15 protein-coding genes are annotated in these 14,233 nt (G+C 63.0%); 13 read left to right on the forward strand and 2 right to left on the reverse strand.

Annotated features, from left to right (window positions below; translation table 11 throughout):
- Positions 1-4: 4 nt before the first annotated feature.
- From lysS to ACQAYK_RS00875, 3 genes are read left to right on the forward strand one after another with little or no spacing between them, the layout of a single operon-like run.
- Positions 5-1,489 (forward strand): lysine--tRNA ligase, encoded by a 1,485-nt coding sequence (gene lysS, locus ACQAYK_RS00865; protein WP_215872619.1) that lies wholly within the window; start codon positions 5-7, stop codon positions 1,487-1,489.
- Positions 1,486-2,730, forward strand: a complete 1,245-nt coding sequence (locus ACQAYK_RS00870) for a lipoprotein-releasing ABC transporter permease subunit (RefSeq protein WP_215872620.1) — start codon at positions 1,486-1,488, stop codon at positions 2,728-2,730. The genes lysS and ACQAYK_RS00870 overlap by 4 nt, the downstream gene beginning before the upstream one ends.
- A complete protein-coding gene (locus ACQAYK_RS00875; RefSeq protein WP_215872621.1) occupies positions 2,723-3,412 on the forward strand; it encodes an ABC transporter ATP-binding protein in 690 nt (229 codons plus the stop codon). The genes ACQAYK_RS00870 and ACQAYK_RS00875 overlap by 8 nt, the downstream gene beginning before the upstream one ends.
- On the opposite strand, the gene ACQAYK_RS00880 is transcribed toward ACQAYK_RS00875, so the two are convergent.
- The gene (locus ACQAYK_RS00880) at positions 3,409-3,981 is read right to left on the reverse strand and encodes a DUF2062 domain-containing protein (RefSeq protein ID WP_215872622.1); all 573 of its coding nucleotides are present in this window, start codon (positions 3,979-3,981) and stop codon (positions 3,409-3,411) included. The genes ACQAYK_RS00875 and ACQAYK_RS00880 overlap by 4 nt on opposite strands.
- Between ACQAYK_RS00880 and ACQAYK_RS00885 the strand changes: the two genes are divergently transcribed.
- The 10 genes from ACQAYK_RS00885 (at position 3,966) to ACQAYK_RS00930 (ending at position 11,986) form a co-directional block, all read left to right on the forward strand.
- Complete coding sequence (locus tag ACQAYK_RS00885) at positions 3,966-6,155, forward strand: ComEC/Rec2 family competence protein (RefSeq protein WP_483167740.1); 2,190 nt, start codon at positions 3,966-3,968, stop codon at positions 6,153-6,155. The two genes, ACQAYK_RS00880 and ACQAYK_RS00885, sit on opposite strands and share 16 nt — an antisense overlap.
- 98 nt (positions 6,156-6,253) lie before the next feature.
- Positions 6,254-6,871 (forward strand): MotA/TolQ/ExbB proton channel family protein, encoded by a 618-nt coding sequence (locus ACQAYK_RS00890; protein WP_215872624.1) that lies wholly within the window; start codon positions 6,254-6,256, stop codon positions 6,869-6,871.
- A complete protein-coding gene (locus ACQAYK_RS00895; RefSeq protein WP_215872625.1) occupies positions 6,868-7,284 on the forward strand; it encodes an ExbD/TolR family protein in 417 nt (138 codons plus the stop codon). The genes ACQAYK_RS00890 and ACQAYK_RS00895 overlap by 4 nt, the downstream gene beginning before the upstream one ends.
- 3 nt (positions 7,285-7,287) lie before the next feature.
- A complete protein-coding gene (locus tag ACQAYK_RS00900; RefSeq protein ID WP_215872626.1) occupies positions 7,288-7,971 on the forward strand; it encodes a lysophospholipid acyltransferase family protein in 684 nt (227 codons plus the stop codon).
- Positions 7,968-9,113: a hypothetical protein gene (locus ACQAYK_RS00905; RefSeq protein ID WP_215872627.1), complete on the forward strand. Its 1,146-nt coding sequence runs from the start codon at positions 7,968-7,970 to the stop codon at positions 9,111-9,113. The genes ACQAYK_RS00900 and ACQAYK_RS00905 overlap by 4 nt, the downstream gene beginning before the upstream one ends.
- A gap of 7 nt (positions 9,114-9,120) precedes the next feature.
- Positions 9,121-10,122, forward strand: coding sequence for a tetraacyldisaccharide 4'-kinase (gene lpxK, locus ACQAYK_RS00910; RefSeq protein ID WP_226827334.1), 1,002 nt, complete (start codon positions 9,121-9,123; stop codon positions 10,120-10,122).
- Positions 10,119-10,301 (forward strand): Trm112 family protein, encoded by a 183-nt coding sequence (locus tag ACQAYK_RS00915; RefSeq protein ID WP_438266990.1) that lies wholly within the window; start codon positions 10,119-10,121, stop codon positions 10,299-10,301. Before lpxK ends, ACQAYK_RS00915 begins: the two co-directional genes overlap by 4 nt.
- Positions 10,298-11,074: a 3-deoxy-manno-octulosonate cytidylyltransferase gene (kdsB, locus tag ACQAYK_RS00920; protein ID WP_215872628.1), complete on the forward strand. Its 777-nt coding sequence runs from the start codon at positions 10,298-10,300 to the stop codon at positions 11,072-11,074. Before ACQAYK_RS00915 ends, kdsB begins: the two co-directional genes overlap by 4 nt.
- A complete protein-coding gene (ppa, locus tag ACQAYK_RS00925; RefSeq protein ID WP_215872629.1) occupies positions 11,071-11,595 on the forward strand; it encodes an inorganic diphosphatase in 525 nt (174 codons plus the stop codon). The genes kdsB and ppa overlap by 4 nt, the downstream gene beginning before the upstream one ends.
- A gap of 91 nt (positions 11,596-11,686) precedes the next feature.
- On the forward strand, positions 11,687-11,986 hold the full coding sequence (locus ACQAYK_RS00930) for a hypothetical protein (protein ID WP_226827336.1): 300 nt from the start codon (positions 11,687-11,689) through the stop codon (positions 11,984-11,986).
- On the opposite strand, the gene clpA is transcribed toward ACQAYK_RS00930, so the two are convergent.
- Complete coding sequence (clpA, locus tag ACQAYK_RS00935) at positions 11,983-14,232, reverse strand: ATP-dependent Clp protease ATP-binding subunit ClpA (RefSeq protein WP_215872630.1); 2,250 nt, start codon at positions 14,230-14,232, stop codon at positions 11,983-11,985. The two genes, ACQAYK_RS00930 and clpA, sit on opposite strands and share 4 nt — an antisense overlap.
- Position 14,233 lies beyond the last annotated feature (1 nt).

Below are 14,233 nucleotides of genomic sequence, written 5' to 3' on the forward strand. Positions count from 1 at the left end.
AGGCATGGAAGAGCGGAACGATCAGATGCAGGTGCGCTGGGAGAAGCTGCAGCGCTGGCGCGAGGGTGGCCGCGCCTATCCCAATGCCTTCCGGCGCGATGCCGAGGCCGGCGATCTGCAACGGCGCTGTGCCGATATGGACGCCGCAGCGCTCGAGCAGGAGCCGATCAGCGCCCGCCTGGGTGGACGCCTGATGACGCGGCGGGTGATGGGCAAGGCGAGCTTTGCCGATCTCCAGGATGGCAGCGGCCGCCTGCAGCTCTTTCTCAGCCGCGATGAGCTGGGCGAGGGTGCCTACGCGCAGTTCAAGGAACTCGATCTGGGCGACGTGATCGGGGTCGAGGGGACGCTGTTCCGCACCAAGGCGGGCGAGTTGAGCCTGCGCGTGCATTTCCTGCAGTTGCTGGCCAAGGCCCTGCGCCCTCTGCCCGAAAAATGGCATGGTCTGAGCGATGCCGAAACCCGCTTTCGCCAGCGCTACGTGGACCTCATCGTTACCGAGCAGGCGCGGCGCACCTTCCAGATCCGTTCGGCGACGGTGGCGGCGTTGCGTCAGGGGCTCTCGGCGGCGCGCTTTACTGAGGTCGAGACGCCGATGATGCAGCCGATCCCTGGTGGCGCGACGGCCAAGCCCTTCGTCACCCACCACCATGCCCTCGATATGACCCTCTATCTGCGTATCGCCCCCGAGCTCTATCTGAAGCGGCTGGTGGTCGGCGGTGTCGAACGCGTCTTTGAGATCAATCGCAATTTCCGCAACGAGGGCATCTCCACCCGCCACAATCCCGAGTTCACCATGCTCGAATGGTACGAGGCCTATGCCGATTATCACATCGCCATGGATCGCACGGAGCAGCTGATTCGTGCAGCAGCACAGGCCGCATTGGGGCAGACGAAGATCGTCTATCAGGGGCAGGAGATCGACCTGGGGAGCGCCTTCGCGCGCTTGAGCGTGGCCGAGGCCGTGCGGGCCTACAACCCGGATCTGCGCGCAAAGAATCTGCGCGATCCCGAAGTCCTGGCGGCAAAATTGCAGGAACTGGGGATGCCGGTGCAGGCGGGCTGGGGCTGGGGAAAGCGCCTCATCGAGATCTTCGAAAAGACCGTGGAAACGCAACTGCAACAGCCCACCTTCATCATTGAATACCCAACGGAAGTCAGCCCCTTGGCGCGCGCCAATGACGCCGATCCCGAAGTCACCGACCGCTTCGAGCTCTTCATTGCCGGGCGCGAACTGGCCAACGGGTTCTCCGAGCTCAACGATCCGGAAGATCAGGCCGAGCGCTTTCAGGCCCAGGTCCTGGCCAAGGAGGCCGGTGACGACGAGGCGATGTTCTACGATCACGACTATATCCGTGCGCTGGAGTATGGCATGCCGCCCACTGCCGGGGTGGGCATGGGCATCGACCGCCTGGTGATGCTCCTGGCCGACCAGCCCAGCATCCGCGAGGTTATCCTCTTTCCCCATTTGCGGCCCGAGCAGGCATGAGCCCTTTCGAACTCTGGGTGGGCCTGCGCTACACCCGCGCCAAACGGCGCAACCATTTCATTTCCTTCATTACCGGTACGGCCATTCTGGGCATGGTGATCGGGGTAGCCGCCCTGATCACCGTGATGGCAGTGATGAACGGCTTTGATCATACCCTGCGTAGCCGCATCCTGGCCGTCACCTCGGACGTCATCGTGCAGGGCAACGGGGTGCCAGTGCTTGACTGGCGCGAGTCGGAAAAAAATCTCTCGCAAGTACAAGGGGTGACCGGAGTGGCGCCCTACGTCCAGGCCCAGGCCATGCTCTCCCACGACGGGCTGGTGAGTGGGGCCTTAGTGGAGGGTATCGATCCGCAGCTGGAAGGACGGGTGAACCGTTTGGCGCAAGATATGCAGGCGGGAAGCCTCGATGCCTTGCAGAAACAGCCCTGGGGGATCGTCTTGGGCAGTGCCCTGGCCCGCCAACTGGGCGCGACCATCGGTAGCAAGGTGACCCTGATTTCGCCCAAGGGGGGCGTTACGCCCCTGGGGGTGACGCCGACCCTGCGCCAGTTCACCGTCGTTGGGCTCTTCTCTGTGGGCATCTACGCCTACGACAGCGGTATGGCTTACATCAGCCTCCCTGACGCCCAGGCGCTCTACAACCTGGGCTCCGGGGTGACCGGCCTGCGCCTGCAATTGCAGAATCCCTTTGCTGCCCCCGTCTTTGCGGCGCGTTTGCAAAAGATCCTGGGGCCCGCTTTTTACGTGCAGGACTGGACCCAGACCCACGAGAACTTCTTCAAGGCCCTGGCCATGGAAAAGCTGGTGATGTTCGTTATCCTGTCGCTGATCATTGCCGTGGCGGCCTTCAATATCGTTGCTACCCTGGTGATGGTGGTGACCGATAAAGAACCGGATATCGCCATTCTGCGCACCCTGGGCGCGCGGCCACGCAGCATCATGCTGATCTTCATGGTGCAGGGGGTAATCATCGGCCTCTTTGGCACGGCCCTCGGGGTGCTCGGTGGCGTGTTGCTGGCGCTGAACATCCCGACCATCGTGCCCTTCATCGAGCAGCTCTTCCACGTGCAGTTTCTCTCGCCCGAGGTCTATTCCATCAGTCAGTTGCCTTCCCGCCTGGAGCCGGCAGACGTGGTGCATGTGGCCATCGCCGCGCTGCTGATGAGCTGGCTGGCGACCCTGTATCCGTCCTGGCGCGCCTCCCGCGTCGATCCGGCAGAGGCGTTGCGCTATGAGTGATCTCGTCTTGCAGGTGGAACACCTGCGTCATGGCTACAGCTTCGGCGCGGGACGCTTGGAGGTGCTGCGCGACGTCAATCTGGAGCTGCGCCGCGGCGAACGTCTGGGCATCGTCGGCGCCTCGGGACAGGGCAAAAGTACGCTGATGCATCTGATGGGCGGCCTGGAACGCCCCAGTGATGGCATTGTGCGGGTGTTGGGGCAGGATCTCTACCGCCTGGGGGAGGCGGAGCGCAGTCGCCTGCGCAATCGGAGCATCGGTTTCGTCTATCAGCTGCATCGCCTGTTGCCGGAGTTTACTGCCCTGGAGAATGTGCTACTGCCCTTGCTTATCCGCCGAGAGAAGCGGGCCGCAGGCGAGCCCTGGGCCAAGGAACTGCTTGATCGGGTGGGATTGGGGCAACGCTATCAGCACAAGCCGGGGATGCTCTCCGGTGGTGAACGCCAACGCGTGGCCCTGGCCCGTGCCCTGGTGACCCGCCCAGCCTTGCTCCTTGCCGACGAACCCACGGGGAATCTCGACCGCAGCGCTGCCGAGGCGGTGCACGCGCTGATGCTCGATCTCAATGCTGAGCTGGGAACGGCTATGGTAGTAGTCACCCATGAGCCCGCCCTGGCGGAACGTATGGCGCGCGTGCTGCACTTGCGCGATGGTACTCTACAGGACAGCGCTGCTCTCTAGTTGCGGTTTTGCCGGCGACGAAACAGGCGCCAGTTGACCCATCCGCGCCAGCCAAGCAGGATGCCGACGTAAACGATGGCAGCGAGAGTGGCACCAAAGGGAATGCTGCCGATCCAGGTGACCCAGTAGGCATGCCACAGACGGTCTCCCATGGACAGCAATCCCATGTTGCCATGCACCAGGCGCTGGATGTCGGCATAATGGATGGTGATGGCCGGGGCCAGGTGCACCTGCTGCAGAAGCCAGTAGCCGAGCTGGTAGGAAGCGTAGAATACCTCGACGATGGTGAGCGGGCCGGTGACGATGAAGGGCAGGAGCATCGCCAGGGGCACATTGACGTCGATGCGCCGCCAGCGGTGCAAGACCAGACACAGAATGAGAATCGTGAGCTCGTGCCCAAAATAGGGAAGGGTGCCGATAAAGGTACCCAACGCGCCCGCTCTCGCCAGATTACTGCGCTTCAGTTGCCAGTAGGCACTGTGAGTCAGATAGTGCGTAAAACGCCCCAGAGGGCGTTTGCGGAGGATTTCCTCACGGCTCGGGAGGCGAAGAAATGCGGGCAGGCGCAAAGGGAATCCTGTCGGGACAAAGAGGGCTTAGTCTAGCGAGTCTCGCGCGCTGGTCCAAATCCTGGCCAGGGCTGCTCGCCGTGTCGCTGGCGTTGCTGGTCGGGGTGATTCTCTTTCAGAGCTTTACCGTTCTGCCAGCACAACTACCAGTCGGCCTGGCGCTACTGCTTTTTCTCCTCTTGGGCTGGCGCTGGCATCAGGCGCTGTTGCCCGCAGCCGTCGCCTTGGCCTTTCTGATTGCTGGACTACAGGCGCGGCACTTGCTCGAAAGAGTCCTTCCCGCCGGACAATCGCTGACTATTACCGGGCGAATTGCGGATATCCCGCAGGAGCAGCGCGGTCAGTGGCGTCTGCATCTGGTGCCGGAGCGTAGCGAGCCGGCGGCGCTGATGGCGCGTATACCTTCTCTCATCGAGCTGCACGGAGCCCTACCCGAAGCCCCGGTCACCGGCCAACGCTGGCGCCTGGAAATCCGATCGGAATCGCTGCAGACCCTGCGCCACAGCGCCTTTGTCGATCTGCCACGACAGCGTTTCTGGCAGGGTTTGCTGGGTGCGGGCAAGATTGTCTCCGCCACGCCCCTGCCAGCCTCTTCCTGGCATCCTCTGGACCTGCTCGCACAATGGCGCAGCCGCGTGGCCCAGGCCAGTAACGCCGCCCTGCCGCGGGTTTGGGCGGGCTACGTGCAGGCCCTGACGGTGGGTATCGGCAACCAGCTTCCCCCAAGCGTTTGGCAGATCTACCGGGATACCGGTACCGCTCACCTGTTGGTGATTTCCGGTTCCCATGTGGCCGTCATCACCGGCTTTTTTCTCTGGCTCTGGCGCTCCCTCTGGCGCCGTGTTCCGGCCCTCGTCCGCCGTTGGCCAGCGCAGCAGGCGGCGCTCCTGGCGGCCATCCCGGTAGCCTGGACCTATGCTTACTTGACGGGCATGCAAAGTCCGGGGGAGCGCGCTGCCTGGATGATTACCGCCGCCAGCGTGGCAGCTTTGCTGGGCCGCCGCCATGCGGCGTGGTCCGGCCTTGCCTTCAGCGCGGCGATGATGGCCGTGCTCGATCCGGGGCAGGTCATCGATCTGGGCTACTGGCTGTCGATCCTGGCGGTGGCGGTGCTGATCAGTCTGGGCATGGAGGAAGGCCAGTGGCGCCAGGCCCTGGCGGCGCAGTGGCGAGTCTCGATCCTGCTGCTGCCGCTGCTTGCCTTTCTCTTTGGCAGCATCTCGCTGATCTCGCCGCTGGCCAATCTGCTGGTGATACCGCTGATCGAGCTACTCGCCGTGCCCTTGGCCTTGCTCGGCGCAGCCTTCTCGCTGCTGGACTGGGAATTGGGTTACCGCCTGCTCTTTCGCCTCGTAGCCCTGGAAATGCAGGCCGTAACCGCCTTGCTCGACTGGCTGCGCCATTGGCCCTGGGCCCTGCTGACGGTGACGCCGGGGCGCTTCTGGGCGGCACTCGCCAGCGCCATACTCTTTGCGTTGCTCCTGCTGCCGCGCTATTGGCCGGGACGGAATCTGGCCTATCTCGGTTTTGTACCCCTCCTGGCGCCGGGGCCGGTGCCGGATGGCTTCCGCCTGGAAGAGCTGCCAGTGGGCAAGGGAATGGCGTTGTTCTGGCACTCCGGCCGGGAGACGGGACTCTACACCGCCAACCTCTGGCATCGCCCGGATCAGCGAGCCCTGACACCACTGCTCGCAGCGCAGTTGCAGAAATCTGGACAGAGTCGTCTGCGCGTTTGGGTGCTTGGTGATCTGAGCCTGCCGCAGCCCTTGCCGGCTGCTACAGAGAGCCTGATTCCGCTTGGCAATCGCCTGGGGGCCGCCGATCGACCCCTAGGTGCGTGTGCCGAAGGTGTCATCCCCGGTGGCCGAGTCCTGCACTTCGCCCCAGTGCAGCCTTGCGTGCTCAGCCTCGATGCCGGGCGGGTATTGATTTTGGGGGATATGGACGAGGCAACGGAAAAACGTTTTTTTGCCGCGCATTTCGCCATTGCCCCCAAGCTGATTTTTGCACCCTATACCTGGGATGTCTGGCAACGCCATGCCCTGCTGCACCAGTACCCCTATGCCAGTATCCGCTATCTTGGCGAAGACCCCGGGCCGCCCTGGCATTGGCAAGGCGGCAGCTTGCATCTGCCACAGGCCGCGCGTCCCCGTCCGTACTGGGAGTTGGCGTGATCCCCGCTCTTGCTCACCAGGCGTAACAGAAAGGTTCTCGGCAAATCTGGTGCTTATGCTATAGTCGCTCCCCGTAAGTTATCTGGCGGGAGTGTTGCGTGCGAGATCTCGTAGAGTTGTTCAGCCTGGGCGGTTTTGTGCTGCCCATCCTCATTTTGGCCGCGATTCTGGCCCTGGCTATCGTCGGTAATCGCTTTTGGGTGCTGCGGCGGGCGCGGGTTGTGCCGCAGGGTCTGGTCGAGCGGGTTGCCGACATGGTGGAAGCGGGGAAACTGCCGCAAGTCGTCAAGCAGCTCTATGAAAACGACACGCCCCTGGCACGTATTCTTCTGGTTGCCCTGCAGCAGGTGGGGCAGCCACGAGACGCCATCAAAGAGGCCGTCGAGGACGCCGGGCGCCACGAAATGGCGCATCTCGATCGCTACCTGAACTTCCTGGGCAGTATTGCCGGTGTCGCGCCGCTGCTCGGCCTGCTCGGTACCGTCTTTGGCATCATGCATGCCTTTGCTGCCATTGGTGCGGTGGGTATGGGCGATCCCAAGGCCCTGGCGGGCGGCATTGCCGAGGCGTTGATCACCACTGCGGCGGGCCTGATCGTCGCCATCCCCAGTCTGCTCTTTTATCGCTATTTCCGCGGGCGTGTGGAGGTACTGGTGCTGGCTACCGAGAAGGATGTCTTGAAACTGGTCAACTTGCTGGCAGGCGGAAAATCATGAATTTTCGCTCGCGGGGTGGAAGGAATGAGGAGCCGGAGATCAACGTGATCTCCATGGTCGACATCGTCCTGGTGCTGCTGCTCTTTTTCATGGTCACCACGAGCTTTGTGCAGCACAGTCACATCTCGATGCAGTTACCCAAGGCGCAGCAAGCCGCCAAGGGCGAACCCAAAACCCCCATCACCATCGACCTGAGTGCGACGGGGCAAGTGGCCATCGACGGCCATGGCTTGCCGATGAGCGATCTGCTGGCCCGCCTCAAGGCCCTGGCCGCCGAGGATCCGGAGCGTGTCATCGTCTTGCGTGCCGACAAGGACGCCACTCAGCAGTATGTGATCGACGTTCTCGATGCGGCCCAGGCGGCGGGATTGACGCGCATCAGTTTCGCGACCCTGAGTCCGGCGGGACGCTGAGCCGTGCGCCTGGCAGGGCGCTGGCAGTCCCGTGCCGCCGCGCTGGCTGCCTTGGTGCTACGAGGGGTTGCCCAGAGTTTGCGCTGGCAGGAAGAGGGCGCCGATCGCATTCGTGCATTGCGCGAATCCGGGCAGCCCATCATTCTGGCTTTCTGGCATGGGCGTCTCGCCCTGATTCCGGCGGCCTACCAGCGGATAGGCGGGCGAAGAGTGAAAATTTTGATCAGCGAGCATCGCGACGGCGAACTGATCGCCCAGGTGATGTCGCACTGGGGCTATGAAGCTGTGCGCGGGTCCAGTCGGCGTGGCGCCTTGAAGGGGGCCAAGGGGATGCTGCGGGCGGCGCGGGAAGGCTACGATCTGGCGATCACCCCGGATGGCCCACGCGGGCCCCGCGAGCAATTGCAGGCGGGGGTGCTGGAGCTGGCGCGTTGGACCGGGCTTCCGGTTGTTCCGGTCACCTTTTCGGCGCGCTGGGGACGTCGCTTTGCGAGTTGGGATCACTTTCTCTTCCCCCTGCCCGGTAGTCGCGCCGTGGTGCTTTGGGGAGAGCCGATGTACATTGCGGCCGACGCCTCTCCGTCCGAGATGCTCGCTCTGCAACAGAAGCTGGAGGACGAGATGCGGGCCCAGCGGCAGCGGGCGGACCGCAGGATGGAGCGGGTGGAAGAAGGATGGCAGGGATGAGTTATTACGGAGCCAGTTATTGGCGTGCCCGCTGGGCGAGCTGGCAGGACGCTCGGACGGGACGTCTGGCCCAGGCCAACGCCCGCTTGGGGGGGCTGAAGCTCCCCGGGGATCGCGGTCCCGTGTTGTGGTTACAGGGCGGCAGCGGACATGACGATCTGCGGCTGGGCGTCGAGCTCTGTCGGGCGATCAGTGACAAACGCCGCGATCTGCGCATGATCCTGACCTTCGAACGGGAAGATGCGACGCTGTTCCCGGAGAGCACGGCGGGCATCGAGCGTCTGGGCTATGGGTTTGGCCCCTGCGCCCATCCCCGTGCCCTGGCTACCACCCTAGAGCGTCTGCGTCCCCTGCGCTATCTGGGTTTGGGGCGGGTGCCCAGTCCCACCCTGGCGAGATTGCTCGGAGAGAAGAGTACCCCTGCCTTGGCGATCGCCGCCCCACCCACGGGGGCTGTCGGCCTCACTCCCTGGGAGGCCGTTTACCCACGCAGTCAGCGGCAATATCAGCAGTGGGAGTCCCTCGCCCGTGATGTTGGTTTGCAGGAGCCAGTGGATTTCCTCACGCTGGTGACGGTAGCGCAGGTGGAACCCAATTTTCGCAATCTGATCCTGGGCAGCCAGGGCGATGCCTTGTTTTGGGTGACGGGTTTACAGGCCAGAGACTGGCCTACCTGGATAGCCGCCTGGCAGAATTCCCCTCTGCGCCGGCGTGGCCTGCTTTTTCTCGAAGGTGTTGGTGCAGCAGCGAGTCTGCCAGTCTTGTCCACGTGGCGACGAGAGCCGGTGGAGGTCGGCAGTATTCTGCGGGTGGACGAAGCGCGCTGGCACCCCGCCCTGGCGGCTGCCTGTGACGCTGTGCATCTCCTCGCTGTCGGGAATATGCAGTTATGGCAGATCTTTGCCGGTGGGCGCCCTCTCAGTCAGGGCTTGGGCCTGCAATGGGCACTGCCCAGCACCCTGACCGTCGAGCCGCGCCAATTGGCCCAGCCCGCCGCAGTGCTGCAGCACTGGGCGTCGGTGTTGGCGGAGCCCATTGCGGCGCGGGAAGAGGCCGATGCCTATCGGCGCTATTTCTGGCAGGAGCGTCGCGTGGCCGGGGAGCGCTTGCCGGAGTTCTTGCAGCGGGTCTTCGATTGGTAAGCCCGGTTTGCTGAGCTGGCGCCAGGAGCTGGAGCGGCAGTGGTACGCCGGTGGCGTCGGTGCCTATCTCCTACGCCCCTTAGGTGCCATCTATTGCGCCTTGGCAGCGCGGCGGCGCGCCCGGGCGAGGCGTCTGCCCGGAGCCTTGCCGAGCATCGTTGTGGGCAATCTCAACGTGGGAGGGAGCGCGAAAACTCCGATGACGATGGCTTTGCTCCGCTACCTGCAAAGCCACTCCTGGCATCCAGCCGCTATCAGCCGCGGCTATGGCGCGCACCCACCGCAGGAGCCCTATGCCGTGCTTCCGGACGATTCTCCCGTCCGTGCCGGCGACGAGCCCCTGCTGCTGCGCAGCGTAGCTCCGGTCTTTCTCAGTCGCCGCCGCCATGCCGGCATCTTGGCTGCCGCCAATGCTGGGCACGACATCGTCGTTCTCGATGATGGTTTTCAGCATCTTGCCCTGCAACCCAGTCTCTCCCTCCTCCTGCTGCAAGGGGAAAGACCCCTGGGTAACGGGCGTTGCCTGCCGTCCGGTCCCCTGCGCGAGGCGAAAACGGCTCTGCAGGCCGCCGATGCCCTGCTCTGCGATCCTGCCGCCGCTGGCAGTGCAGACCTCGTGGGTATCGCTCCGCCCTGTTTTCGCTTCGAGCAGCAGGCTACGCGCCTGGTGCCCCTGCACGATCCCGTGCAGGAACTGCCACTGCAGGCGTTGCGCAATCGCCACGTCCATGCGGTTACCGGCATTGCCCGTCCGGAGCGTTTCCAACGCACGCTGGAGGTCTTGGGAGCGCAGGTAACCCTGCATTCCTTCCCCGACCATCACGTCTTTCGCCAGCAGGATCTGGTAAATATAAGCGCGCCCCTCGTCATAACCAGTAAGGATGCCGTAAAATGCATGCAGTTGGCTGGTCTCCCAGAGATTTGGGTGCTGGAGATCGGTATCCATTGGGAGCCATCCTTCAGCCACTGGCTCGATCAGCGGCTGGCTACCTGGAGGAGTCCACAGTGAAAATCGATCGCCGTTTACTCGATCTGCTCGCCTGTCCGGCCTGTAAAGGCCCCCTCCTGCCTTGCGCAGAGCAGAGCGCCCTCTGCTGCAGTCGCTGCAGGTTGCGCTTTCCGGTCCGCGATGGCATTCCGGTCCTCCTGCTGGAAGATGCGGAGCCGTTGGATGGCGAAAGCAAGTGAGTTTTACCGTTCTCATTCCGGCGCGCATGGCGTCTTCCCGCCTTCCGGGAAAAATGCTCCTGCCCATTGGCGGACTGCCCATGATCGAGAGGGTGCGGCGTTGTGCCTTGACCAGTGGTGCGGGACGCGTGGTGGTAGCGGCAGACGACGAGCAGATCCTGGCGGCAGTGCGCGCACATGGCGGCGAGGCGGTACAGACCGACTCGCGTCACAGTTGCGGTAGCGAGCGCCTGGCCGAGGCGGTTCAGATTCTCGGATTGCCAGCGGACGAAATCATCGTCAACCTGCAGGGCGATGAACCGCAAATGCCGGCGACACTGATGCATGCGGTGGCTGCCGCCCTTGCCGAAGATCCGGCTCTGCTGGTCGCCACCGCAGCGGTGCCCCTGACCCACTGGGAAGAACTGGTCGATCCCCACGCCGTCAAGGTGGTGCTGAACGCCGCCAAGGATGCCTTGTATTTCTCCCGGGCTCCCATTCCCTGGGAACGTGATCGCTATCCGTTGACCGAAGGCGCCGAATTGCCCGCAGGCCAGCATTGGCGCCACCTTGGTCTCTATGCCTATCGTGCTGGCTTTCTGCAGGAGTATGCACGCTGGCCGCGTTCGGCCCTGGAAGAGCTGGAGTCGTTGGAGCAACTGCGGATACTCGAACGCGGATACCGAATTCGGGTATGCTGTAGCGATGTTGTTCCGCCGATTGGGGTCGATACCCCCGCGGATCTGGCCCGCGTGCGGGCCGCATTTTCCACCCAGGAGGAGTGTTCTGCATGAAGTTGAAGGAAATCCCCGCCGGCAAGGCCGTCCCCGATGACATCAACGTCGTCATCGAGATTCCGCAAGGCTCCAGCATCAAGTATGAGGTCGACAAGGCTTCGGAAGCCGTCTTTGTCGATCGTTTTCTCTTTACCGCCATGCACTATCCGCTGAACTATGGCTTCATCCCCAATACCCTGTCGGATGATGGCGATCCCACGGATGTGTTGGTCGTTTCCCCGCAGCCGGTGGCGCCCGGCACGGTCCTGCGTGCCCGTCCGGTAGGCGTGTTGACGATGGAAGATGAGAAAGGCCTGGATATGAAGGTGATTGCCGTGCCCCATGCCAAGATCGCACCCGGTTATGAGGCGATCAGGGACGTCAAGGATCTGCCGCAGTCCCTACTCGATCAGGTGCGGCATTTCTTTGAGCACTATAAGGATCTCGAGCCCGGCAAATGGGTAAAACTCAAGGATTGGTCCGGTGTCGAAGCCGCCCGTGAAATCATCCAAAAGGACGTTGCCCGCTTCCCGGGATAAGCCTTGCGCGCAGGCCGGTACCTTCCTAGTCCCGGCTTCCGCTGCTCTGCCTGCTGCCTTGTCCTGGGGCCGGCTGGAGGCCGACGGGCCGTTGTGGCAGAGGGTCCCGAGCCGCGATGAGTACGGCCACCTGCTTGCCGACTTTCGTATGATCTTCCCCGGTTTGCGGCGCCACAGCAGCGAGCGGCAATTGCGCACCCTGCGTCTGGTGGGCGGCGTCTTGCAGCGCTACCAGAATTGGGTGGTCTTTGCCGACCTCAACCTGCGCATGAATCTGCTTTGGGTGAGTATCCGCGCACGTCCTGGCCTGACCGTGGAAATCCCCGCCGCCATTCTCGAAGAGGTACCGGAAGCCCGCCTGCTGGCGCCTTACTGGCGCCGCCAGCGTTAGACGGGAGCGGTCTCGGGGAGACGCAGGACGACCTTGTCTCCTTCCAGGGTTGCACTGATCTGCGTGCCCTTGGGGAGATCGCCAAAGAGGATGTGTTCCGCCAGCGGTTTTTTCAGTTCCTCCTGAATCAGCCGCGCCATTGGCCGCGCACCCATAAGCGGATCGTAGCCCTTCTTCGCTAGCCAGTCGCGCAGCTCGCTGCTGACCTCCAGGCTATATCCCTTCTGCAGGAGCTGTTCATCCAGTTCCATGAGCAGCTTGTCGACCACGTGCAGAATGTCCTCCCGCGCCAGGGGGGAGAAGGGCACGATGGCGTCGAGGCGGTTGCGGAATTCGGGCGCGAAGATCCGCCGAATGCTCTCCATTTCCTTGCCGGTTTCGTTCGCCTTCTGGACGAAGCCGATCGCTGCCTTTCCCTGTTCCTCAGCGCCAGCATTGGTGGTCATGACCAGAATCACCTGGCGGAAATCCACTTGCCGGCCGCTGGCATCGGTGAGTTTGCCATGATCCATGACCTGCAGGAGCACGTTGAAGATATCCGGGTGCGCCTTTTCGATTTCATCGAGGAGCAGAACGGCATGCGGCTGCTTCAAAATCGCATCGCTGAGCAGACCAGACTGATCGTAGCCCACATAGCCAGGCGGTGCGCCAATGAGGCGCGACACGCTATGCCGCTCCATATACTCGCTCATATCAAAGCGCAGCAACGGAATACCCAAAAGCTGTGCCAGCTGCCGGGTCAGCTCGGTTTTGCCGACGCCCGTGGGGCCGGAGAAGAGGAAGGCACCAATCGGTTTCTCGGCGTGCCGCAGCCCCGCGCGGGAGAGCTTGATGGCCGCGCTCAGCTCGCGGATGGCACGATCCTGACCAAAGATCACCAGCCCCAGGTCGCGTTCGAGGTTCTTCAGTGCCGTGCGGTCGTCGAGAGAGACGGACTTGCCCGGGATACGTGCCATTTTGGCCACCATCTCCTCAATGTCATGAACGCCGATGCTCTTCTTGCGCCGCGACGGCGGGAGCAGGGCCTGGGCGGCGCCAACCTCATCGATGACGTCGATGGCCTTGTCGGGCAGGTGCCGGTCGTGGATATGCTTGATGGACAATTCCACGGCTGCACGCAAGGCGGCGTCGGTATAGCGCAGGTGGTGATGATTCTCGAAGTGCCGTTTGAGTCCACGGAGCACCTCGACCGCCTCATCCGGGCTCGGCTCGGGCACGTCGATCTTCTGAAAGCGGCGACTGAGGGCGCGGTCTTTCTCAAAATGCTGACGGAACTCCTGGTAAGTGGTAGCGCCGATACACTTCAGCTCCCCTGCCGCCAGAGCGGGTTTGAGCAGGTTGGAGGCATCCATGGCCCCCCCGGAAACGGCACCGGCACCGACGATAGTGTGGATCTCGTCAATGAAGAGGATGGCCTTGGGCTGTCGTTGTAGGGCCTTGAGCACTGCCTTGAGGCGCTCCTCGAAGTCGCCACGATAGCGGGAGCCGGCGATCAGGGCACCCATATCGAGGGCATAGATGGTGGCGTTTTCCAGAATTTCCGGCACGTTGCCGTAGACGATGGCACGTGCCAAACCTTCGACGATGGCCGTCTTGCCGACCCCGGGCTCACCCACGAAGAGCGGGTTGTTCTTGCGTCTGCGGGCAAGAATCTGCAATGCGCGCTCCAATTCATGGGCGCGACCAATGAGCGGATCGATGCGTCCAGCCCGGGCCAGGGCGTTGAGATTGCGCGTATACGCAGACAGCGGATCCTTGCCAGACTTGTTCTGCTCTTTCTCGGTTTCTGGTTCTTCACCTTCTTCCTGGCTATCGTCGCGCGGATGCCCGTGGGCAAGGTAGGTAACCACATCCATCCGCGATACATGTTCCTTCTGCAGAAAATACACTGCATGGGATTCCCGCTCAGCGAAGAGAGCGACCAGCACATTGGCACCGGTGACGGCATCCTTGCCGGCCGACTGCACGTGATATAAAGCACGCTGAATCACCCGCTGAAAGCCGATGGAGGGCTGACTGTTGACGGTGCCGGCCTGTCCCAGGGAGGGAATTTTCTTGCTCAGGAATCCTCTGAGCTCGCGCCCGAGGCGCTTGCGGTCGGCGCCACAGGCATCCAGCACCTCTTGGCTGGCCGGGTTGTCGAGCAAGGCCAGCAGCAGATGCTCGACCGAGGCATACTCATGCCCAAATTCGCGCGCCGTCTGAAATGCCTGATTGATGGACTGTTCCAAGGGCTTGTCGATCATC

It is taken from the genome of Acidithiobacillus sp. AC3, from assembly GCF_050261095.1.
Taxonomy (GTDB): domain Bacteria; phylum Pseudomonadota; class Gammaproteobacteria; order Acidithiobacillales; family Acidithiobacillaceae; genus Igneacidithiobacillus; species Igneacidithiobacillus copahuensis.

Coding starts and splice junctions, on each gene's coding strand:
- lysS (WP_215872619.1), top strand. CDS start 5: ATGGAAGAGCGGAACGATCAGATGCAGGTGCGCTGGGAGAAGCTGCAG.
- ACQAYK_RS00870 (WP_215872620.1), top strand. CDS start 1,486: ATGAGCCCTTTCGAACTCTGGGTGGGCCTGCGCTACACCCGCGCCAAA.
- ACQAYK_RS00875 (WP_215872621.1), top strand. CDS start 2,723: ATGAGTGATCTCGTCTTGCAGGTGGAACACCTGCGTCATGGCTACAGC.
- ACQAYK_RS00885 (WP_483167740.1), top strand. CDS start 3,966: ATGCGGGCAGGCGCAAAGGGAATCCTGTCGGGACAAAGAGGGCTTAGT.
- ACQAYK_RS00895 (WP_215872625.1), top strand. CDS start 6,868: ATGAATTTTCGCTCGCGGGGTGGAAGGAATGAGGAGCCGGAGATCAAC.
- ACQAYK_RS00905 (WP_215872627.1), top strand. CDS start 7,968: ATGAGTTATTACGGAGCCAGTTATTGGCGTGCCCGCTGGGCGAGCTGG.
- ppa (WP_215872629.1), top strand. CDS start 11,071: ATGAAGTTGAAGGAAATCCCCGCCGGCAAGGCCGTCCCCGATGACATC.
- clpA (WP_215872630.1), bottom strand. CDS start 14,232: ATGATCGACAAGCCCTTGGAACAGTCCATCAATCAGGCATTTCAGACG.